The sequence below is a fragment of the Euzebyales bacterium genome, assembly GCA_035461305.1.
In the GTDB taxonomy this organism is placed as follows: Bacteria; Actinomycetota; Nitriliruptoria; order Euzebyales; family JAHELV01; genus JAHELV01.
This window is the reverse complement of record DATHVN010000155.1, coordinates 1-21,268: the sequence shown is the minus strand read 5'-3', so window position 1 is coordinate 21,268 and position 21,268 is coordinate 1. Positions and strand designations below refer to the sequence as shown.

Sequence of the window (21,268 nt, the reverse complement as noted above, 5' to 3'; positions counted from 1 at the left end):
ACGGGACGCTCAGCTGGTCGACCGCTTCACCCGTGCAGTCGCCAACTTGGCAACGAGAACCTCGATGTGCGGCTCGGCGGGATCCACGCGCTGGAGCGGATCGCCAATGACTCAGAAGGGGATCTTCCGACCGTCGTCGCGGTCTTGGCCGCGTTCGTTCGCCGTCACAGCCCTCGAACGAAGTCAACGGAGCGCGAGGGACCGGAAGTTTCACTGTCCGATGCCCCGCCCGACGACAGAAGCGCATGGGCGATCTCTCCAGACGAGTGCCCCATGTGCAAGCCGCCTTGACTGCACTTGGACGGATGAAGAGGGAGCCGGGTTCGATCGTGGTTGACGTTGATCTCCAGCGACCAACCTCATGGACCTCGACGAGGCACGAGAGCTATGGCTGGCCGCAACGGACAAGCAGGCGGCGATGCTTGAGTTGCTCGACACAGAGATCAGAGCTGCTACCTACGACCTGACACAGATGTTGAAGAAGGCCCGCAGGTTGGCTCTCGCCCGCCACGCGTTGCTGCTGTCGGCTGCGCTGCTCGCCGCCGGTGTGTTGGTAGGCTCGGCGGACCAGATAACGATCAGTGGAGTGTGGGATGGGCAAGGGCAAGGGTCAGCAACCGAAGCCACCGCCGCCGCGCCCCCGTCCGTCGGCGATCAAGATCATCAAACGGGGCGGGAAGCCCCCTGGCGGCAACCGCACTCGCTAGACCCCTGCGACATAGCGTTCAACCCGCTCCCCGTGTTCTGTCCCATCAAGCTGAGCCTGTCGTCGTCGGTCAGCTCGGCCGCATGTCGCAGAGCAGGACTTGCGGCGGTCTGGGCGCCGCCGCGGCCGTGGTGAAGGATCTTGACGAAGTCCTCGCCGAGCAACGCGCGCGGTACGCTCCTGTGTGATCGGGCCGCCGGCAGCGGTCCACGAGCTGATGTCGGACGATGGCGCGCGACCGCGCCTCTGCGATGCTGCATGTGTCGGGACCTCCCGGGGTCTCGGCCGGGGCCCGGGGTGTTCACAGCACCGCCGGACCGCTTGTGTCGTCGTCAAACGTGCGCCCTCGCGTACGGACCCACCAGAGGCAGGCGTGTTCCGCACATGTTCCGCACGAGCGCGGGAACACCCGGCATCGTGAGGCATCACGAGAGAAGGGGCCGGACGTGGAATCCGGCCCCTGACCAGCTAGAACGCCGTGGTGGTGGCGTTGACCTAGTCGCCCCGCTCCGACCTCGACGGTCGGAGCGCCTGTCGCCGTGGGCGGCATGACGCGCGTGACGACCGATGTGGTGTCTCACGGGCGTGCTGCCGCGCGCCGCTACCCCCTGGTCCTCGTGTCCGTCGGGGTCGTCCTGTACTCGACAGGGCCCGTGATGCTGCAGGCGTCGGCGGTGTCAGGCCCCGTCTTCAGCTTCTGGCGACTGTGGATGGGCGTGGGCACGCTGGGCGCCGTGGCGGTCGTGCAACGTGCCCTCGGTGCGCCGTGGCCGCTGCTGCGTGCCTGGCGGGTCGCGGTTTGGGCGGGCGTGGCGTTCGGCATGCACCAGCTGCTGTTCTTCACCGCCATCCGCATGACGACGGTCGTCGATGTCTCGCTGATGAACGCGCTCGCGCCCATCGTGACGGCGGTCGGCGCCCGCTGGATGTTCGGTGAGCGACCGGGTCCGCGCTTCTGGACGTGGGCGGCCGTGGCGATCGCTGGTGCGGTACTGCTCGCCCTCGCCGCAGCGGCGTCGCCGGCGGGCAGCGCCGCCGGCATGACGATGGCGCTGGCCAACGTGGTCTTCTTCGCTGCGTTCTTCCTGTTGTCGAAGTGGGGGCGCGACCACCTGCCGGTCGCGGCCTTCCTGCTGGGCACGATGAGCGTCGCCGCATGCGTCGTGTCGACCTTCGTCCTGGTCACCGATGCGCCGGTGCTGGACGTCCGCGGCGTCGACCTGCTGCTGGCGGGAGGCGTGGCCGTCGGCCCCGGCGCGGTCGGCCACTTCGTAATGACCTGGCCGCTGCGCTACGTGCCTGCGAACATCCCGCCGATCATGCGGCTGGCGCAGCCGTTCGTCGCCGGCGGTCTCGCATGGTGGCTGCTGGCCGAGCCGCTGTCGCTGCGGCACCTCGTCGGCGGCGCGCTGGTCGTGGCGGGTGCTGCGGGCACCGTGCTGTCCGGTGATGGCCGCCGTCTGCGCGCCGATGCGCTCCGCAGCGCGGCGTGACATCACGACCCGGAGGACGAGCCAGCCCGCGGCCCGGTCCGGCCGGCGCGGGGCCGCACCATGCGTCGCCGGACCGTAGCGGTTTACCGGTCAGCCGGTGGCGCGCTCCGCGTAGGACTGGAAGGCACGGGCCGGCTGACCACCGAGGTCGAGGTGGCGTGCCTCGTCCTCCCACAACGCCAGCGCGGTCGACCAGCCCGCGCCGTGTAACTCGACGTGGGGGAGTGCACCTCGCCAGGGCAGTCGCTCGACGAGGCGTTCTGACGTCGCCAGCGTCGGGACCTCAGAGCGCAGCACGTCGCTGTCGCCGTCGAGGACGATCCCGATGGATAGGCGCGACGACAGCCGGCGGGCGTGCTCCAGGCCGCTGTCCACCACCTCGGCGATGCGGTCGCGCCCGCCGGCGCCCAACCGCAGACGCTGACGTCCGGTGTCGACCAGCAGCAGCACGCCCGGCGTCTCGATGCGCACGGGGATCTCGATGGGCTCCTCGAACATGGCGACGCCGTCGTGGTCGCCATGTGCCACCCCGGCACGCCGGTGGATCTCACGCACGTACGCCGTGCTCGGCCGCAGGTACGGGGCGCGCACACGGCCGGAGAACAACGACATGCGGACCGGGGCCCGCAGGTTCGGGCCACCGATGTCCTGCAGGCGGTACGCCAACCAGTCCTGGTCGTCGTGCGTGTCCAGCGATGCGAACACGTTCCAGGTGAGCAGGTCGGCGTTGGCCGGTTCCGTGCGCATGCGCTCGAGGCGCTCGGGTTCGTCGCGGAGCATCAGCTCGAGGCGGTTGTGGTAGAAGATCGGGTTCGTGCGGGTCCTGGTGAACAGCGCCATCACCCGTGACCCCGCGACGATGGGCTATGTGAGGTCATGCCGCGCGGCTCCCTGTCAGCTCTGGTCGTCGGGCCGGGCGCTGGAGGCGTCAAGCTCGGCGGCGTCGATCTCCTCCCGGGTGATGCCCAGCAGGAAGAGGATCGCATCAAGATACGGCACGTTGACGGTCGTGTCCGCAGCGGCACGTAGCACAGGCTTGGCATTGAAGGCGATGCCCAGGCCCGCCGTGCTCAGCATGTCCAGGTCGTTGGCGCCGTCGCCCACCGCCACCGTCTGACTGATGGGCACTCCCGTCTCGCGCGCGAGCGCGCGCAGCGCGTCCGCCTTGCCGGTGCGGTCGAGGATGCCGCCGACCACCCGACCGGTCAGCCGGCCGTCGATGATCTCGAGCTCGTTGGCGACCGCGTGATCGAGGCCGAGCTCCTCGCGGATCGGGTCGACGATCTGACGAAACCCGCCGCTGACGATCGCGGTGACGAACCCCAGGCGCCGCAGGGTCCGCGCGAGCAGGGGGGCGCCCGGCGTGAGCCGTAGCCGGCCACGCACCCGTTCGAGCACCTCCTCGGGGCATCCGGCGAGCAGCTGCACGCGCTCGCGCAACGCCTCGGCGAAGTCCAGCTCACCGTCCATGGCCCGTGCGGTGATCTCGCGCACCTTGTCGACGCAGCCGAGGTCTTCGGCGAGCAGCTCGATCGCCTCATCCTGCACCAGCGTCGAGTCGACGTCGATCACGATCAGCCGTTTGGCGCGTCGGTACAGGTTGGAGGGTTGCACCGCCACGTCGACCCGCTGACGGGCGGCCTCGGTGGCAAGGCCCTCGCGCAGCCGCGTCCCGTCGGCCCCCGAGATCGTCAGCTCGAAGCTGGTGATGGGGTAGCGCGAGAGGCGTTCGATGCGGTCAATGTTCGCGCCCTGCTCGGCGATCACCCCCGTCAGCGCAGCCACCGCGGATGGTCGCAGTGGCTGGCCGAGCATCACGACGGAGTGGCGGTCGGCCGGGCTGCCGGCGCGACGGGACGCCATACGTTCGATCTCGATCTGCATGCCGGTGTCGGCGCCGATCTGTGACACCGCGTCGCGGAGGAGATCCTCGTCACCCGTCAGCGACACGAGGATCCCCAGGATCAGGCGGTCGTGGATGACTACCTGCTCCATGTCGAGGATGCGCGCGCTGTGCTCCTCGAGCGCAGCGCACAGGGCGGCGGTGATCCCCGGACGGTCACGTCCGGTCACCGTTATCAGAAGAGCGCTCGCATCAGTCACGCGCAACATCGTAGTGCGCATGCGCGGGCGACCTCACGCGTGCGGCCGGGAGCGCAGCGACGAGGTCAGAGCGCTCCGCGCCCCCACGGGCCAGTGATCGCGACCGTGAGGCCGGGGTCCTGGATGTTGAGGAACAGCGTGGAGCCGTCGGGGCTGAACGTCGCGCCGGCGATCTCGCTCGCGTTCCTGACGTTCTGTGCGACGTCGAAGATCTGGCCCTGCCTGGTGACGCCGCGGAGTGTGTTGGCACCGTCACCGTCTTCGCAGAGCACGAGGCTGCCCTTGGGAGAGACCGTGATGTTGTCCGGGCTGTTGAGGAGCTCGACGCCCGTCGACTCGAAGGTGAGTCTGAGGTAGCCACCGCGCGCGTCGTGGGGTCGGTACTCCCAGACCTGGCCCCTACCCACGTCACCGCCGGAGGTCGAGACGATGTGGATGGAGCCGTTGCCGTACCAGGCGCCCTCGAGCCGGCCGAAGGTCGCGCCCCCCCGAGCGGCGCCCTGATGGTAGACCGTCAGGGGTTCGGCGGCCGCTGCCGGATCGGGCTCGTCGATGTCGACCCAGACCACCGGGAGGGGCTCGTCGACGCGCTGCCCGGTTCGCGTGTCGTAGTTCGGGCGATGCCTCACCTTGAGCATCTGGAGACGTCCCCCGTCGGCCAGGCTCCCGGGCCTCTTCGGCCGGAACCGGTAGAAGCCGGCCGTGGTGCGGTCCTCGGTCTCGTACACGAAGCCCGACGCCGGGTCGACCGCGACCGCCTCGTGGACGAAGCGTCCCATCTCGACAAGTGGCTTCGCGGCGGTGGCGGGCCGGTCGGCGGGGACCTCGAAGACGTAGCCGTGCGGCCGATCGGGGCCGGCATCGAAGGTCTCCTCGCAGGTCAGCCAGGTGCCCCACGGCGTCGGCCCGCCCGCGCAGTTGCGCGTGGTCCCAGCTATGGTCGCGAAGTGTTTCAGCAGTCGCGGGCGCCGGGTGTCGAACAACAGGTTGGTCGTGCCGCCGGCCGCTCCGTCGTCGTAAGTGGGTGCACCGACGACCGGAGGTACGTCGCCCGGGCTGAGCTCGTGGTTGCGCACCAGCCACACGGACCCGCAGTCCGAAGGGGCGTGGAACGCGGCCATGCCGTCGTGTCTGGACGGTGTCGGACTGCCGTCCGACATCCGCTCGCCGGTGTGACCGAACGTCGCATAGACGAAGCCTTCGGGCAGCGCCAGCCACGCGCGGTCGGCCGGCCCGGAGGATGCATACCTCGGCCGTCTCGGAGCACGCAGCGGTCCGTACCCACCGTTGTCAGACGCCCGCAGGTGGCGGCGGTCCGGCCGCGCGGTCGTCGAGTGTGCTGCGCGTTCCATCAGCGCGAGCAGCGGCCCGGTCGTGCCGATCGCCGCCAGGCCCACGGTCGCCCGGAGAACGCGACGACGGCTGACGGGTGGTGTGGACATCGGCGACCACCTCCCGTGGGCACGCGAGTCACAGGCCGTGCCCCGCCGTGCATCGTGCGCCGGGCAGCCGCACGATGACGACCACTGGCGGCGAGCCCGGCGACAACGTAAGCAGTTCCGGGCGTCGGGCGCAACAGCAGGATGCGGTGCGCATCGCTCGCGGCAGCGTGACGGCGCGCCGTTCTGGTGGCGGCGGTTGACCGCAATACGACGATGTTCGCGCTAAGGTCTGGCCCGTGCGGTTCCGCTACGCGGCGCTGTCGGCGAAGGTCCGTCGTTCATGACGATGCGCGTGTTGGCCGTCGGAGTGCTATGACCTGACCATCGAACGCGCTCGTGCTGGTGCGAGGATGAACGACCGGACCGGGGGCCGTAGTTGACGACAGATGCGTCAGGATCTCGCGTCCGGACGGCGGGCGCCGGCGTTGCGACTGCCACCGTGCTTGTCACCGTCGTGACGGCCGCGAGCCGGTTGAGCGGGTTTCTACGCGAAGCCGTCATCGCCGGTGTGTTTGGTGCCAGCGTCGAAGTCGATGCGTACCTCATCGCCCATCAGGTACCGAACGTGTTGATCGCCCTCGTGTCGACCGCAGTCGTCACGGCAACCGTCCCTCTCATATCGGCGAGGGTGCGCAACGGCGAGACCTACTTCGGCCATCAGTTGTTCCGCACGGTCGTCGTGGTGGTGACCGCTGTCCTCGGTGTGGCATCGATCGTCGTGGCGCTCGCCGCGCCGGCGATGGTGCGGCTGCTCGCACCCGGCTTCGGGACGGCTCCCGCACGGTTGGCGACGGATCTGACGCGCGTGCTACTCATCTCCACCGTGTTCGTCGCCGGGATGAACCTCGTCTCCGGACTGCTCCAGGTGCACCGACGGTTCTTCTGGCCGGCGGTCGTCGGTGTGCCGTTCAACGCTGCGATGATCGCTGCAGCGCTGGTGCTCGGTCCCGTCATGGGGGTTGCCTCACTCGCGTGGGGATTCGTGGTGGGATCGGTCCTCCGGGTCCTCGTGCAGCTCCCGTCGTTGCGCCGTACCGGCTTTCGTTGGTTCGGGGCCGTTCGCCTCCGGGATCCAGGAATGGCGGCGATCTCGGGACTGCTGCCCGTGATCCTCGTCGGTCACGTCGTGTCGAACATCAACGTCGTCGTCGACCGGATGGTCGCGTCGGGACTGCCCGATGGCGCGATCGCCTCGCTGAACTACGCCTACCGCCTCGTCGGACTTCCGCACGGACTGCTCGTCGTCGCGCTGTTGCAGGTGCTCTATCCGGCCCTGGGGGCGGCTGCGTCGCAACGTCGCGCGTTCGCGTGGCTCAGCACCCGCGGGATGACCGCGCTGCTGACGCTGCTCACGCCGGTCGCGACCGCCATGGTCATCCTGGCGTTGCCGACAGTGCAGGTCGTGTACGGCAGGGGCGCCTTCACCGACGCCGCAGCGGTACGCACCGCGGCCGCGCTGGCCGCGTTCGCTCCCGGTCTGGTCGCGCTCGGTGTACGGGACCTGGCGATGCGGGCGCTCTACGGGCTCCAGGACCGCTGGCGTCCCGCCGCGATCGCGTGCGTCGGGTTGGGCGTCAACGTGGTGGGCGACCTCGTGCTCGGTCCGAGGTTCGGCGTCATCGGCCTCGGCGCCGCCACGACACTGTCGTTCGCCGCGTCAGCGGTGATGGCGATCGCGATGCTCGCCCGTTCGCACCACGGTGTCGTCGTCCGCGACCTCGTCGCCGCCGTGGCGCGCAATGTCGTAGCCGTGGTGCCGACCGCGGTCGTGATGCGGGTGCTCATGGGAGTGCTGCCGACCCCAGCTTCGACCGGGGTCGTGTTCACTGTCGCTGTGTCGGCCGCGGCCGGCGTGGTCATCCACCTCGCCACGTTGCGGGTGCTGAGGGCTCCCGAGCTAGACGCGTTGCTCGACCTCGTGCGACAGCTCATCGATCGGCTCCCGAGCAGCAGGCGCCAACGCTCCGGGTGAGAGCCGACGCACGATGCCGATCGGTGTGCGTTCGTCCCGCTGCCCCAACGGGTTGTCCGACAGGACGCGTCGCAACCGCCGCGCACTTATCACGCGATGTGACATCGTCCGTATCGAGCCACCACGATCATTCATGTCGACGATTGCAACCGGCCATCCGAGACGGTCCGCCAGGGACCGCGCCAGCGCGCCCGCGACACGCGGCGTCAGTGGCGGAATGAGCATGTGCTCGAAGGGAGGACGCATGCCGTCCATCGATCTCGCGACACGCCCGGCGACGAAGTAGAAGCCACCACGAAGACCGAGGGGACGTGTCAACGCAGCAGTCGCCGTGGCGAACAGCACTCGGGAGCGTCCCGCCTCTCGGAGAACATACTCCATCTTCTCCGGAATGCTCAGGCCGCGGGACGAGTCCGTTGGCCGCACCCAGGCCGCAAGTCGGGTTGCGAGCGAACCCGCCGACACGTCACGCGCGGGGATGGCAAGACCCTCCGCGATCGTTGCCGCCTTCTCACTGACGATGGCCAGGTCGCCTTCTTCGAGCAGTGGTCCGAGTTGGCTGACGAGAAGGTGACCCAGATCGTCACCTGGTTGAATCCATTGTGTGCGCACGACTGCGCGGGTGTATCTGACGCCACCGACCTCCACGGTCCGGCACCAACGGACCGCAGATGATGCGTCGTTGGTGTTCGGCACAGCAGTACACGGATTGACTTCCATGGCCCCTTCCAATCCTCGGCGTTCGCCGAGCGCACAATAACAGCGGAATGGGCGAAATAAGTGGAACCTGAACGGATGGTCTACCGGCGTCGACGTTGCCGCTGCCGACGCGACGGTTCACGATAACGGGTCGACGATGGCACACGCGCACGCCGGGATGGCCTGGTGTACACCGAAGCGGCGCGAACACGGAGTGCATCGCGCTGACCGTGTCGGCGTCGGATGCGAACCTGCTGCCTCTTGGTGCGCTCGAAGGCCTCAGTGAACCTCCAATGCAGCGCATTCTGACCGGCGCTGTCCTGTCAGGCTTGGAGCAGAACGGCCCTGGGCCGTTGAAGGCTGACGACGTCTGGGCGCGGCGGGGAACGAGGATCCGCGAGTCAGTGTCGCGTTCCGCGAATCACGGCACACGTTGTCACGCGGTGGCTCGGCCCCTCGGACGCACCCGGCCGCCTATTCACTCCGCTAGCGTTGGGTGTGATGGATGAGATCCCCAAGCCACGCGAACTGCTTGCCATCCGCGGCGCGACGGAGGACCTGTTCACGTTGTTGCGCAAGTGGTTCGCCGTGCCGAACACGGTTACGCTCGACCTGCGGACCGTCGACTCGGCCGTGGCGGAGCTCGGCGAGCCGCGTCTGGTGATGGCCATGGCCATGCGCAAGCTCCAGGCGTTGCACCTGCTCACGACCCCGGGGGTGGTGACGACCACGGACGTGGTCCTCACCGTCATCCAGGATCTGGAACGGGCGCTGTTGCAGGCACCGGCGATGCATCTGCGCGACGCCGCGGCGGCGACGGACTGGGATGCCGCGCTGGCGGCGCTCGACGACGAAGCGGACTCCGACGAGGCCGAGCGACCGGACCACGAAGACGCCAATGACGAGATCACGCTCTTCCGAACGCACCACGCCGCGCTGCACGAGGCCGCGCGTGCGGTGCTGCACGCGTCGGACGGCCGTATCCGCCGCCTGGTCTGAGGCCTGTGCCGTGCCTACCACGCCGGTGGGCGGGGATCGGGGAGAGGGCGAGCGGAGCGAGCCGGTGGGCGGGGATCGCACATCGTGCTGACCGGCTTCGACTACCTGCTGCTCGTCGTCCTGGTAATCGTGTGTGTGCGCGGGGGCCGGCTGGGCGGGCTGTCGCAGGTCGCCTCCTACGGGACAGCGGCGATCGGCCTGATCATCGGTGCCGTCGTCGCACCCGACGTCGCGGCGCTGTTGGCGGACGGCCCGGGCCCAACCCTGGCGCTGCTGACGTTGACGATCCTGCTGGCGTGTCTGCTGGCGTCCCAGTCCGTCGGCATCGCCGTCGGCCTGCGCCTGCGCCGCGCGGCGGCGCGGGCGGGTGTCGGTGGCGTCGACGCTGCGGCGGGCATCGCGGTCGCTGCTGTCGGCCTGGTGCTGGCGGTCTGGCTGCTCGCGACGCCGCTGTCGCGTGGTCCGTCGCAGCTATTGGCGAACACGCTGCACGGCTCGCGGCTGGTCAGCCTGATCGACGCGGCCCTGCCGACGCCGCCGGATGTGGTCACCCGGGTCGGGACGTACCTGGACCAGCAGGGCTTCCCGGAGGTCTTCAGCGAGATCCGGCCAGACGTCACCGCGCCGCCCGCGCCGACGCCCAAGGGGAGCGCGGTCGCGGCGGCGGAGGCCGCCGCCGTCGACAGCGTCGTCCAGCTTGAGGTGTCGGGATGTGACAGCATCTCGTTCGGCAGCGGGTTCGTCACGCAGCGGGGTGTTGTGGTGACCAACGCTCACGTCGTCGCGGGGGGCCAGCGGGTCCGGGTGCGGGGGCCGGAGGGCACCAGGCGGGCACGGGTCGTGCTGTTCGACCCGCGGCTGGACCTGGCCGTGGTGGCGGCACCGCGGCTGCGGGCCCCGGCGCTGCCGTGGATCGACGAGCCGACCGGCCGGGGCCTGACCGGCGCGACGCTGGGGTTCCCCGGCGGGCGGCGTGAGCTGACCGTGAAGCCCGCTGCGGTGCGCCGGCGGGTCCAGGCCGTGGGCCGTGACATCTACAGCCGGGACACGGTCACGCGCGACGTCCTGATCCTGGCCGACGAGGTCAAGCGTGGCGACTCGGGCGGGCCGTTCGTCACGCCCGAGGGGGAGGTCGCCGGTGTCGTCTTCGCGGCGGCGGTCACGGAGTCGAACACCGGCTACGCACTGACGGCGGACTCGGTGCGCGACGTCGTCGCCGAGGGCGCGGAACGGACCCGGATGGCCCACACCGGGTCGTGCCGCTTCGATTGATGCCCAGGGTCTGTTCCCGGTCCCGGCCGGGACACAGACCCTGGACCCTATGGAGCGTCGGATCGGTTGAGGAGCTCGACTGGCCGGCACCCCGCGCATGAAGTGTGCGGGGACTGACGGTCCGGAGGTGTGTCCCGGACCGGTACCCCGGTCATGGGAGGTGCCGCCGGGCCCGCGCATGCGCAGCGGCTGCTGGTCGAGGCCGCCCACCACTACCGGCGACCCCGCCATCGGCGTCGCCCTGACAGGACCGTCGCCGACTGGACCTCGCCCGTGCCGTCCCGTCAACGGCGAGCGGCCCAGACGCTGACCCCCACACTCCTGATCACACCCGCCAGACGAGAACTCCCCGCCTGCCACTTGATGCCAACCTGACCTCCACATCAGTCCTGGAGCATCTCGGCCACCAGGAACGCCAGCTCCAGCGCCTGCTTGTTGTTCAGCCGGGGGTCGCAGGCCGTCTCGTAGCGATGCGACAGGTGCGCGTCGACGATCTCCTGGGCACCGCCGAGGCACTCGGTGACGTCCTCCCCGGTCAGCTCGAAGTGGACGCCGCCGGGGACGGTGCCCTCCTGGGCGTGCACGCCGAAGAAGGTGCGAAGTTCGTCGAGGACGTCGGTGAACCGGCGCGTCTTGTAGCCGGTCGCGCTGGTGATGGTGTTGCCATGCATCGGGTCGCAGGCCCAGACCACTGACAGGCCACGCCGGTCGACGTCGCGCACCAGGGTTGGCAGCCGGTTTGGCGCCGCCGCAGCCCCCATCCGCGCGATGAGCGTCAGCCTGCCCGGCTCGTTGTCAGGGTTCAGGCGCTCGGCGAGCGCCACGACCTCATCGGCGGTGGCGGTGGGACCGAGCTTCACGCCGACCGGGTTGCCGACCCCGGACAGGAAGTGCACGTGGGCGCCGTCGGGGTCACGGGTCCGCTCGCCGATCCACAGCAGGTGGGCGCTGCAGTCGTACCAGTCACCGGTCAGCGAGTCGCGGCGCGTCAGCGCCTCCTCGTAGTTGAGCAGCAGCGCCTCGTGGGACGTCCAGAAGTCGACGGTGTGGAACGTCGGGTCGTTGGCGACGTCGACGCCGCACGCGCGCAGAAAGTTCAGCGCACGCGTGATCTCGTCCGCGACGGCCGCGTAGCGCTGGCCCTGGCGGCTGTCCCGCACGAACTCCTGGTTCCACAGGTGGACCTTCTCCAGGTCGGCGAACCCGCCACGCGTGAACGCGCGTAGCAGGTTGAGCGTCGCCGACGACTGGTGGTAAACCCGTGCCAGGCGCTCCGGATCGGCGTCGCGGGCCTCGGGCGAGAACGACAGGTCGTTGACCGCATCGCCCCGGTACGACGGCAGCACGTGGTCGCCGCGCCGCTCGGTCGGCGACGACCGCGGCTTGGCGAACTGCCCGGCGATCCGGCCGACCTTGACCACCGGCAGCTGCCCGCCGTAGGTCAGCACCACGGCCATCTGCAGCAGGATCTTGAGCTTGTCGCGGATCGCGTCGGCGGAGAACGCGGCGAACGTCTCGGCGCAGTCACCGCCCTGCAGGAGGAAGGCGCCGCCGCGCGACACGGCGGCCAACTGGTCGCGCAGATGCCGCGCCTCGCCGGCGAACACCAGTGGCGGCTGCGCCGACAGCTCCAGCATGACCCGCTCGAGCTGGTCGGGGTCGGGCCAGTCCGGCTGCTGCGCAACATGCAGCCTGCGCCACGATTCGGGCGTCCAGGTGTCGTCCAGTCGCATGGTCATCGTGCGGCATTCCTATGCGTGGCCAGGAGTGTCCGCGGGCAACCGTACGGGCTGTCACGACGGATTGCATGTCGGACCACCTGGCAGGTCACCGCGGCGCGTGCAGCACCCGCCAGGCCGAGAGGCGGACGGAGTAGGTCACGTCGGCCAGCCCGCGCCGCAGCTCGCCGTCCCTGCTGTGGTCCACGGCGTCGCCGTGCACGCGCAGGCTGGTGCCCCGGTACTGGTCGACCCGTTCGTGGTCGGTGCGGGTACCGCGCTGCAGGCGCAGCGCCAGGCCGGCGCGGTCGGCCACCGGCACGTCGCCGATGACCATGATGTCCATCAGGCCGTCGGTCGGGTCCGCGCCGACGCACAGCCGTGCGCCGCCGAGGCGCGGTCCGTTGGCGGCCAGTGCGAACAGCGTCGTGCCGTCGTGGACGACGGTGCCGTCGACCGTGATGGCCAGCTCGTACCCGGGTGTCGTGGCGCCCGCGACGAGTACGGCGAGAGGATAGGCGAGTGCGCCGACCACGGGTTTCGCCGCCTGCGCCCGTTGCGACGCGACGGCGCCCACACCTGCGTGAGCTGCGTTCACGACGATCTCACCATCGTCCGCGACGAGCGCGTCCATCGTCACCGGTTCGCCGTCGATGCACGCGCGGGCCGTCGCCAGCAGGTCGTCGGTGGACAGTCCGAGTCCGGTCGCGAAGTCGTTGGCGGTGCCCATCGGGACGAGGCCGATGACCACGTCGGCGAGCCGGTCGATGTCTGCCAGCACGTTGATCAGCGTGTGCAGGCTACCGTCGCCTCCGGCGACGATCACGCGGTCGCCGTCGAATGACGCGAGGATCTCACGCAGCTCATCGACACCGTCGGTGAGGGCACGCGTGATCGCGAGCTCCGCACGCAGGACCGCCTCGACGTCGTCGAGCCTGTCGGCGGTCGTCGAGCCCGCTGCGCTGTTGGCCACCAACAGCGCCTGTCGCTTCGCGGGACCGCTCACTGGCCGAGGTGTGGGTAGCGCCAGTCGGTCGGCGGCACGAACGTCTCCTTGATCGCCCGTGGGCTCACCCAGCGCTGGAGGTTGAAGATCGACCCGGCCTTGTCGTTCGTCCCCGACCGGCGGGCGCCGCCGAACGGCTGCTGCCCGACGACGGACCCGGTCGGCTTGTCGTTGATGTAGAAGTTGCCGGCGGCCTGGCGCAGCACCCGGTCGGCCTGCTGCACGGCGGTGCGATCCTGGGCGAACACCGCACCCGTCAGCGCATAGGGGCTCGTCCGGTCGACGAGCTCCAGCGTCTCCGACCAGCGCGCATCGTCGTAGACGTGGACGCTCAGGATGGGGCCGAACAGTTCGGTCGTCATCGTCGTCGACATCGGGTCGTCGGTCACCAGCACGGTCGGCTCGACGAACCACCCGGTGCTGTCGTCGGTGCCGCCGCCGACCAGCACCTTGGCCCCGCGGTCGGCCGCCGCGGCGATGGCGTCGGTGTGCTTGCGGAACGCCGCCCCGTCTATCACCGCGCCGAAGAAGACGGACGGGTCGGCGACGTCACCAGTGGGGATGACGCCCGCGAGGTCGGCGATGCCGTCGCGGACGTCGCTCCACAGGTTCTCCGGCACGTACGCGCGGCTGGCCGCCGAGCACTTCTGGCCCTGGTACTCGAACGCCCCGCGCCCGAGGGCCACGACCAGCTCGTCGACCGACGCCGACGGGTGCGCGACCACGAAGTCCTTGCCGCCGCTCTCACCGACGATGCGCGGGAATCCGCGGTAGGTCTCGAGGCGCTCGGCCGCTCGCTGCCACAGGCCGTGTAGGACGGTCGAGGAGCCGGTGAAGTGCAGGCCGGCGAATTGGGGATCGTCCATCGCCACATCGCTGACCAGGGCGCCGTCGCCGTGCAGGAGGTTGATGACACCCGGCGGCAGGCCGGCCTCGATCAGCAGGCGCATCGTCCAATGGGCGGCCAGCGCCTGCTTCTCCGACGGCTTCCACAGCACCGTGTTGCCCATCAGCGCCGGCGCAGTCGGCAGGTTGAGCGCGATGGCCGTGAAGTTGAACGGCGTGATCGCGAGCACGAAGCCCTCCAGCGGGCGGTAGTCCATGCGGTTCCACAGCCCGCCCACGTTGTGTGGTTGGATCGACAGCAGGTCGCGGGCGAAGGCGACGTTGAAGCGCAGGAAGTCGATGGCCTCGCAGGCCGCGTCGATCTCGGCCTGGTGCCAGGACTTCGACTGACCCAGGATGGTGGCGGCGTTGATCCGGTCGCGCCACGGACCCGCCAGCAGGTCAGCGGCGCGCAGGAAGACCGCGGCACGGTCCTCGAACGGGGTGGCCGCCCACTCCCGTGCGGCGGCGGTTGCCGTGCCGATCGCCGCCTCGACGTGTCGTGGCGTGGCCTGGTGAACGTCGGCGAGGTGCAGGTCGTGTTGATGGGGCGCGCGGACCTGGAAGGTCTCATCGGCGGGGGCGTCCTCGCCGGCGATCACGTGGGGCGCGTCGACCACCTCCCCGGCCACGGCGTCGAGCTCGGCGGCCAGCGCGTCGCGCTCGGGACTCCCGGGCGCGTACGACAGCACCGGCTCGTTGGCCGGCTGGGGGACCTCGGTGATGCTGCTGGCCATGTGTGCCTCCAACGATGACGGCAGGGCAGCCGGCGGTGGCACCGGCCGCCCTGCAACCTACCCGGGTCACCGCCCTTCTCATCGCGTCACGCGGTGACGCGGCAAGCTGGCACCCATGCCCGAGCTTCCCGAGGTCGAAAGCGTCGCCCGCCAGCTGCGTCCGCGGCTGGTCGGCCGGCGGATCGCCGACGTCAGGGTCGACCCGCAGGCGCGCTTCACCGACATCCACCGTGCCGTCGGCTCCGGGATCACGGCGCTGCGCAGGCGCGGCAAGTACCTGCTGGCCGACCTCGACGCACCGCGGACGCCGGCGCGGGAGCTGGTCATGCACCTCGGTATGACCGGCGCGTTCCGCTTCCGTGACGATGACTGGGTCCCCGACGCCTACGTCCGCGCGACGTTCACGCTCGACGACGGCGTGCTCGACTTCCGTGACGTGCGTCGCTTCGGCCGCCTGACGGTCGTCGACGCCGGCGACCACGCCGGCATCGCGACACTCGCGCACATGGGCCCCGAGCCGCTCGGACCCGACTTCGAGCCGGTACGGTTCCACGCGGCACTGCGGCGGTCGCGGATGACGGTCAAGGCGCAGCTGCTGTCCCAGCGTCCGGTCGCCGGTGTCGGCAACATCTACGCCGACGAGGCCCTCTGGCTGGCCGGCATCAACCCGCGCGCGCGGCGGATCGGCCCCGAGCGTGCCGCCCGGCTGTGGTCCGCGATCCGCCAGGTGCTCACGGACGCGATCGAGCGCGAGGGCACGACCTTCCGCGACTACCAGATGGTCAACGGCCAGTCGGGGCGCAACGCGACGTTCCTGATCGCGTACGGCCAGGAGGGGCGGCCGTGCCCGCGGTGTGGGACCGCGCTGCGCAAGGTCGACGTCGCGGGCCGCGGCACAACCTACTGTCCACGCTGTCAGCGCGTGTGACGCCGGCGCCGCCCATCGTGACGGGCGCGCCTCAGACCCCGCCGCGCCTGCGGACCTCGTCGATCGCGCCGTAGGTGACCGCGTCCTCCGCCGAAAGCCAGAAGTCACGGTCGGCGTCGCGGCGGATCTCCTCGATGTCCTTGTTCGTCCGCTTGGCGAGGATCTCGTAGAGCCGCTCGCGGAGGAAGACGATCTGCTTGGCCTGGATCTGGATGTCGACCGCCTGCCCGCGGGCGCCACCGAGGGGCTGGTGGAACATGATGCGGGCGTTGGGCGTCGCGGCGCGGATGCCCGTGCCGGTCGCGAGGAGGAACGCGGCCGCGGACGCGGCGATGCCCACGCAGATCGTGTTGACCTTCGAGCGCATCAGCTGCATGACGTCGTAGACGGCGAACATGCCGCTGACCAGGCCACCGGGGGAGTTGATGTAGAGGGTGACGTCCTTCTCGGACTCGGCGTCCAGTGACATCAGCTGGGCGACGAGCGTGTCGGCGACGGTGTCCTCGATGGGTCCCCGCAGATACAGGATGCGGTAGTCGTACAGCTTGCGGAACACACTGGATCCAGCGAGGAAGTCGAACTCCGGGCCACCCTCGTGGGCGAGGATGCGCCCGGCCAGGCCGTCGGGCGTTGCAGTGGGCTGGGACACGAGGAGCACCTTCGAACGATGTGTCGGGTGGGTCCGACAGAGCCGGCCCGGGTGTCTGCTGGGGACCACCCTCCGCCGGACGTCCTCCCGAAGCCTAGCAGCGGGTCACAGCGGTGGAGCGGGCCGCCGTGAGCGGCCCGCGTCACACGCGCCGCGTCACCTGCTTCATCCGCACGGGAACACGCAGGTGGGTGGCTCGCGGACGCCGGGCCGAGGGCCCGGGCCTCGACGCGGTCAGTGAGGCGCCCGACGGTGCGACCGTGGCGGGCTGTCGCGACGCCTCGTCCGCCGGCGCGACGGCGCCGCCGGCCGGGCGGGTGGCGCGGCCCGGCCACGAGGACCGGGTCAGATAAGCATCTGGCCCAGGAAGATGCCGACCGCTGCTCCGGCAGCGATCAGGAGCAGTACGACCAGCCAGCGCAGCACGCTGCTGCCGCCGCCCGGCTCGCTCTCGGTGCTCGAGACCGTCGGCCCGATCGGGGCTGTCGGTGCCGTCTGGGTGGTCAGCGACGGCGCGGGACGGCCCTGGGACGAAGGTGCGGCGTCCCCGGACGACGAGGACGACCGCGGCGGGGTCGGGCGTCGGGCGGCGGGCAGCTTCGGGGCGGTCAGGTTGGACGCGGATCCGGACCGCGCGGGCGGAGGGCCGTCGGTGTCACGTGCGGCCTCGCCGAACAGGTCGTCGAAGCGTGGATCGCTGTCGTCGCGCTGAATGGGGGTCTGCACCGTGGCGTCGTCGTCTCCCGGTCTGGTGCCACCCGCGTCGGTCTGCCGCCCGTGCGTGGGCAACGACCGGTCGTCGGTGGGTTCGGCCCTTCCGAGGGGGGAGCGTGGCGCTGTGTCGAGGTCCCGGCCCCGGGCCTGGACCTGCCCCGTCCCAGGCGCAGGGCGTCGCAATGGCGAGTCGCCGCCGATGTCATGCTCGGCCTGGCTGCCGCGTCCCTCCTCGGCGGTCAGAGGTGACGGCGCCGTGCGGTCGTCGTCGATCCCGCGTGGGCTGCTCGCTGGCATGCCGAGCGGGTTGGGTGCCGGCTCGGGCCGGCGGCCGGACGGTGGAACCGTGTCGTCGTCCTGCGCCGGACGCAGCGCAGCCGGCGGCGGCACCACGTCCTCCTCCGCTGGGCCGGGTGTCGCCCGGCTCGTCTGGGTGTCTTCGGGCCCGGAGGCGTCCCGATCGGTCTGCGGCGCCAGCGCCGGCCGCCCCATCTGCCGCAGCGGCATCCGCACGAGCTGCTCGCCGTCGTCCTCGATGAACTCGGGAGCCAGCGCGGGCGCGGCGTTGCCGAACGCGAGCGGGGGCGCGCTGGAGCCCGCGAGCGCGGGCGGGCCACCCGGAGTCCGCAACGGCGTGGGCAGGTCGTCGCCCGTGTCGGGGGCCTGGTCGTCGTCCACGCCGGGCCGTGCCCAACCCTCCGACGACCCACCGTCGTCCCGGCGCAGCGCCGTCACCGGCTGCCGCTCGGCCCCGGCTGGCGGGGATGGGGGCACGCTCATGTCCAGCGACGAGCGCGGTGCGCCGTTGGCGCGGTCACCCGCACCGTGGTCGAGATCGGCCGATGCGACGCGTAGATCGGTGTCCAGACTCGAGGCGTGCAGGTCGCCGGCACCGCGGACGGTGCTGGTCGACAGTACCCACGCGAGCACCCGGTGCCCGAGGTCGGGCGTCGGCGGCAGCGGCTCGAACCTGCGCCGTGCGCGGCGCAGCACGCCGGCCAGGCGACCGCACGGCGTCGGCTCGGCGGCGGTGCCCGGCACGGTCGCCGCCTCGTGCGGCGGCAGCAGGCCGAAGATCCAGTTGGCCAGCGCGACTCCGCTCGAGCACATCTCCGCGGCGTGCCGCTCATCATCGGTCAACGGGCTGGCCAGCACCAGCAGCGCATGCTGCAGCGCGACCCCGGCCTCGGGGTCCCCCTGCTCGGCTGTGCGCAGGCCCTGGTCGTGCGCCCGCACCAGTGCCGCCTGCTGCTCGGTGGTGAGTTCGCCGATCATCCGCTCGAGCGGGTCGTGCCGGGCGTTGTGCTCGTCGGCGTCGACACCCGAGGTCCACGCGGCGAGTGACGCTGACGGTGCCGACAGCCCACGCTGACGCAGGTACCCCGTGCCCAGCGTGTAGCAGCGGGACCGCACCCACCCCTCCATCGCCTCGTCGAGCGGGGGCTCCTCCCACAGCTCGCTGTAGACCGAGCGCACCAGCGCCTCGATCTCGACGGGCGACGCGAGCAGCCTCCGCGCGCACGCGTACGCCGCGGTGATGGTGCGGTGGTATGCCTCGGCGAGCGCGATGGCATCGCCGCCGGCGACCGCCCGCACCAGACCGGCGTCATCGGTGCCGCGGTGATCGGTGAGGTCGGTGCGTAGCACGTGGTCCTCCAGCTTTGACCGCTAGGACGGGCCCGGCCCGAACAGGTTGTCATGACTCGGGCACGCGACGGGCATCTTCACCAGCCTAGGGTTCCCTGTTCACCCTTGAAAAGTCCAACCACATCGTTGGTCACCCATCCGCCATGGAACTCTCCAGCTTGGCCGCGAACCTGTTCCTCGTCAACTAGGCGCCTGTCCACCCGATGCGGATGGACAGGGCACCGTCCGTCAAGTTGCTCGAAACCCCTGGGCCGGTTGCCGATACAACCACGCGGCACCAGGGGGCGAGGACGGTGCGGTCGGGACCGACGATGTCGCCGTACGACGCCCGGCCGTTGAACTCGCACCAGGTGCTGCACGCGGTCATCGCCAGGTGCGCGCCGCGCAGCGCCGCGACCGGCATGTACCAGGTCGGCGGATGGCTCGTCTCGAGCACGCGCACGGCGTCGGTCGTGTCGACGACGGTCCTGCCGGCACACACGATCCGCCGCGCCACGTCCGTCTGCCTCCCCCCGCGGCGGGCGGGATGGCTCCCATACCGATTCCTGAGCGGACCCGGCGTGAGCGGCGTCGAACGTGACATCGGAACCTCCGCGACGTTGGGTGACCAGACGGTTCGTCACCGTGGCTGCGGGTGACGATCTCGCGTACTGGTGGGTTCCTCGAAGTGAGGGTACGAATGGTGCAGTCAACAAACGTAGCGAGGCACCGGTGAATCCAACCAGTCGCAACCGGCTGCTGATCGGCCTGCTGATCGCGCTCGGTCTGCTGTGGCTGCTCAACCCGATCGCGGCGAGTGAGCCGTTGACATATGACGAGTTCCGTCGCGCGGTCGCCAGTGGAGACGTCGCGTCGGTCACCTTCACGGGCCAGGCGATCGAAGGCACCTGGGCGGAATCGAGCGACCGCGCCGAGGGCGGGTTCACCTCGACGCTGCCGCCGGCAACGGTCATCGGCCAGAACGGCATCGAGGACTTTCTCGAGGACAACGACGTCGAGATCGACGCTCGGGTCGAGGGCGAGAGCCTGACGTCGTTCCTGCTGCTGTTCGGCCTGCCGATCCTGCTGTTCTTCGGGTTGTTCTGGTACCTCAACCGGCAGGCCCGGGGACAGATGGGTCCCCTGTCGCGGGTCGGCAAATCCACGGCGCGGCTGTGGAAGCCGCACGAGCCCACGACGCGGTTCAACGACATCGCCGGCTACCGCGAGGTCAAGCAGGAGATCAAGGAGGTCGTCGACTTCCTGCGCGAGCCCGATCGGTTCCGCCGTGCCGGTGCGGAGGTGCCCAAGGGCATGCTGCTCGTCGGGCCGCCCGGAACGGGCAAGACGCTGTTGGCCAAGGCGACCGCGGGTGAGGCCGGGGTGCCGTTCATCTCTGTCACGGGCTCGGACTTCATGGAGATGTTCGTCGGCGTCGGCGCCAGCCGCGTCCGCGACCTGTTCAAGACAGCGCGCGAGAACGCGCCGTCGATCATCTTCATCGACGAGCTCGACTCGATCGGCCGCAAGCGGGGGGCCGGCCTCGGCGGAGGCCACGATGAACGCGAGCAGACGCTGAACCAGCTGCTCGGAGAGATCGACGGCTTCGAGGGGTCAGAGGGCGTGGTCATCATGGCCGCGACCAACCGCCCCGACGTGCTGGATCCTGCGCTGCAGCGGCCAGGACGGTTCGATCGCCAGATCGTGGTGCCCCTGCCCACGCTCGAGGAGCGTGAGCAGATCCTCCAGGTCCACACCACGGGCAAGCCGATGTCCGACGACATCGATCTCGCGGTCCTCGCGCGGGGGACGCCCGGCATGGCCGGCGCCGACCTGAAGAACCTGATCAACGAGGCCGCGCTCATCGCCGTGCGCGACGGCTCCGACGAGATCCGGATGCGCGACGTCGAGGCGGCCCGCGAGCGCCACACCATCGGCCGCGAGCGGTCGAGCCTGCGGCTGGACGAGAAGGAGAAGCTGGCTGTCGCCTACCACGAGGGCGGCCACGCGCTGGCGGCGTTCCTCGATCCCGAGGCCGACCCCGTCTACAAGGTGACCGTGCTGCCGACCGGCATGGCGCTGGGCGTGACCCAGCAGCTGCCGATCGACGAGCGTCACATCTACCTGTTGAGCTACCTGGAGGCCAAGATCCGCGTGATGCTCGGCGGCCGCGCCGCCGAGATGGTCGTGCTCGGCCAGCCGACGACCGGCGGCCAGCACGATCTGGTGCAGGCGACGAAGCTAGCCCGCGCGATCGTGCGCGAGTACGGGATGAGCGAGGAGCTCGGCCCGATCGGCTACGGCAGCCAGCAGCAGGTG

General features: G+C 70.4%; 17 protein-coding genes. 7 read left to right on the top strand and 10 right to left on the bottom strand.

The annotated features are described in order from the left end of the window. Nucleotides 1-361 precede the first annotated feature (361 nt). Together VK923_14330 and VK923_14325 are read left to right on the top strand one after the other, a co-directional pair. Complete coding sequence (locus VK923_14330; protein HSJ45852.1) at nt 362-841, top strand: hypothetical protein; 480 nt, start codon at nt 362-364, stop codon at nt 839-841. 413 nt (nt 842-1,254) lie between these two features. Then, complete coding sequence (locus VK923_14325) at nt 1,255-2,199, top strand: DMT family transporter (protein HSJ45851.1); 945 nt, start codon at nt 1,255-1,257, stop codon at nt 2,197-2,199. 90 nt (nt 2,200-2,289) lie between these two features. On the opposite strand, the gene VK923_14320 is transcribed toward VK923_14325, so the two are convergent. The 3 genes from VK923_14320 to VK923_14310 all read right to left on the bottom strand — a co-directional run bounded on the left by VK923_14320 (nt 2,290) and on the right by VK923_14310 (nt 5,744). Beyond that, nucleotides 2,290-3,039, bottom strand: coding sequence for a hypothetical protein (locus VK923_14320; GenBank protein HSJ45850.1), 750 nt, complete (start codon nt 3,037-3,039; stop codon nt 2,290-2,292). A 54-nt stretch (nt 3,040-3,093) separates the two neighbouring features. After that, nucleotides 3,094-4,302, bottom strand: coding sequence for a phosphoserine phosphatase SerB (serB, locus tag VK923_14315; GenBank protein HSJ45849.1), 1,209 nt, complete (start codon nt 4,300-4,302; stop codon nt 3,094-3,096). 65 nt (nt 4,303-4,367) lie between these two features. Further along, entirely contained in the window at nt 4,368-5,744 is a 1,377-nt protein-coding gene (locus VK923_14310) for an alkaline phosphatase PhoX (GenBank protein HSJ45848.1), read from the bottom strand. 454 nt (nt 5,745-6,198) lie between these two features. On the opposite strand from VK923_14310, the gene murJ reads away from it, so the two are divergent. After that, a complete protein-coding gene (murJ, locus tag VK923_14305; GenBank protein ID HSJ45847.1) occupies nt 6,199-7,716 on the top strand; it encodes a murein biosynthesis integral membrane protein MurJ in 1,518 nt (505 codons plus the stop codon). Here murJ and VK923_14300 read toward each other — a convergent pair. Continuing rightward, the gene (locus VK923_14300) at nt 7,642-8,448 is read right to left on the bottom strand and encodes a coenzyme F420-0:L-glutamate ligase (GenBank protein ID HSJ45846.1); all 807 of its coding nucleotides are present in this window, start codon (nt 8,446-8,448) and stop codon (nt 7,642-7,644) included. The genes murJ and VK923_14300 overlap by 75 nt on opposite strands. Before the next feature lie 468 nt (nt 8,449-8,916). Here VK923_14300 and VK923_14295 point away from each other — a divergent pair, with 468 nt between their 5' ends. Together VK923_14295 and VK923_14290 are read left to right on the top strand one after the other, a co-directional pair. Continuing rightward, nucleotides 8,917-9,414 (top strand): hypothetical protein, encoded by a 498-nt coding sequence (locus VK923_14295; protein HSJ45845.1) that lies wholly within the window; start codon nt 8,917-8,919, stop codon nt 9,412-9,414. 84 nt (nt 9,415-9,498) lie between these two features. After that, complete coding sequence (locus VK923_14290; GenBank protein HSJ45844.1) at nt 9,499-10,686, top strand: MarP family serine protease; 1,188 nt, start codon at nt 9,499-9,501, stop codon at nt 10,684-10,686. Between the two features lie 383 nt (nt 10,687-11,069). Here the strand turns inward: VK923_14290 and VK923_14285 are convergent, their stop codons facing one another. The 3 genes from VK923_14285 to pruA form a co-directional block, all read right to left on the bottom strand. After that, on the bottom strand, nt 11,070-12,425 hold the full coding sequence (locus VK923_14285; protein HSJ45843.1) for a 3-deoxy-7-phosphoheptulonate synthase class II: 1,356 nt from the start codon (nt 12,423-12,425) through the stop codon (nt 11,070-11,072). A gap of 88 nt (nt 12,426-12,513) precedes the next feature. Further along, complete coding sequence (locus VK923_14280) at nt 12,514-13,377, bottom strand: diacylglycerol kinase family protein (protein HSJ45842.1); 864 nt, start codon at nt 13,375-13,377, stop codon at nt 12,514-12,516. 29 nt (nt 13,378-13,406) lie between these two features. Then, nucleotides 13,407-15,032, bottom strand: coding sequence for an L-glutamate gamma-semialdehyde dehydrogenase (gene pruA, locus VK923_14275; protein HSJ45841.1), 1,626 nt, complete (start codon nt 15,030-15,032; stop codon nt 13,407-13,409). Nucleotides 15,033-15,147: 115 nt separating this feature from the next. On the opposite strand from pruA, the gene mutM reads away from it, so the two are divergent. Then, entirely contained in the window at nt 15,148-15,960 is an 813-nt protein-coding gene (gene mutM, locus VK923_14270; GenBank protein ID HSJ45840.1) for a bifunctional DNA-formamidopyrimidine glycosylase/DNA-(apurinic or apyrimidinic site) lyase, read from the top strand. 31 nt (nt 15,961-15,991) lie between these two features. Here the strand turns inward: mutM and VK923_14265 are convergent, their stop codons facing one another. The 3 genes from VK923_14265 to VK923_14255 form a co-directional block, all read right to left on the bottom strand. After that, nucleotides 15,992-16,609 carry an ATP-dependent Clp protease proteolytic subunit gene (locus VK923_14265; protein ID HSJ45839.1) on the bottom strand — a complete coding sequence of 206 codons (618 nt, stop codon included), beginning with the start codon at nt 16,607-16,609 and terminating at the stop codon, nt 15,992-15,994. A gap of 345 nt (nt 16,610-16,954) precedes the next feature. Next, the gene (locus VK923_14260; GenBank protein HSJ45838.1) at nt 16,955-18,970 is read right to left on the bottom strand and encodes a hypothetical protein; all 2,016 of its coding nucleotides are present in this window, start codon (nt 18,968-18,970) and stop codon (nt 16,955-16,957) included. Between the two features lie 184 nt (nt 18,971-19,154). Continuing rightward, entirely contained in the window at nt 19,155-19,466 is a 312-nt protein-coding gene (locus tag VK923_14255) for a DUF427 domain-containing protein (GenBank protein ID HSJ45837.1), read from the bottom strand. A gap of 215 nt (nt 19,467-19,681) precedes the next feature. Between VK923_14255 and ftsH the strand changes: the two genes are divergently transcribed. Next, the coding region (ftsH, locus tag VK923_14250) for an ATP-dependent zinc metalloprotease FtsH (protein HSJ45836.1) at nt 19,682-21,268 on the top strand (1,587 nt) is incomplete at its 3' end.

Bases quoted from the DNA above. Each gene is read 5' to 3' on its own strand.
- VK923_14310 (HSJ45848.1), bottom strand. From the start codon at position 5,744: ATGTCCACACCACCCGTCAGCCGTCGTCGCGTTCTCCGGGCGACCGTG.
- VK923_14320 (HSJ45850.1), bottom strand. From the start codon at position 3,039: ATGGCGCTGTTCACCAGGACCCGCACGAACCCGATCTTCTACCACAAC.
- VK923_14295 (HSJ45845.1), top strand. From the start codon at position 8,917: ATGGATGAGATCCCCAAGCCACGCGAACTGCTTGCCATCCGCGGCGCG.
- VK923_14330 (HSJ45852.1), top strand. From the start codon at position 362: ATGGACCTCGACGAGGCACGAGAGCTATGGCTGGCCGCAACGGACAAG.
- pruA (HSJ45841.1), bottom strand. From the start codon at position 15,032: ATGGCCAGCAGCATCACCGAGGTCCCCCAGCCGGCCAACGAGCCGGTG.
- VK923_14285 (HSJ45843.1), bottom strand. From the start codon at position 12,425: ATGACCATGCGACTGGACGACACCTGGACGCCCGAATCGTGGCGCAGG.
- VK923_14325 (HSJ45851.1), top strand. From the start codon at position 1,255: ATGACGCGCGTGACGACCGATGTGGTGTCTCACGGGCGTGCTGCCGCG.
- mutM (HSJ45840.1), top strand. From the start codon at position 15,148: ATGCCCGAGCTTCCCGAGGTCGAAAGCGTCGCCCGCCAGCTGCGTCCG.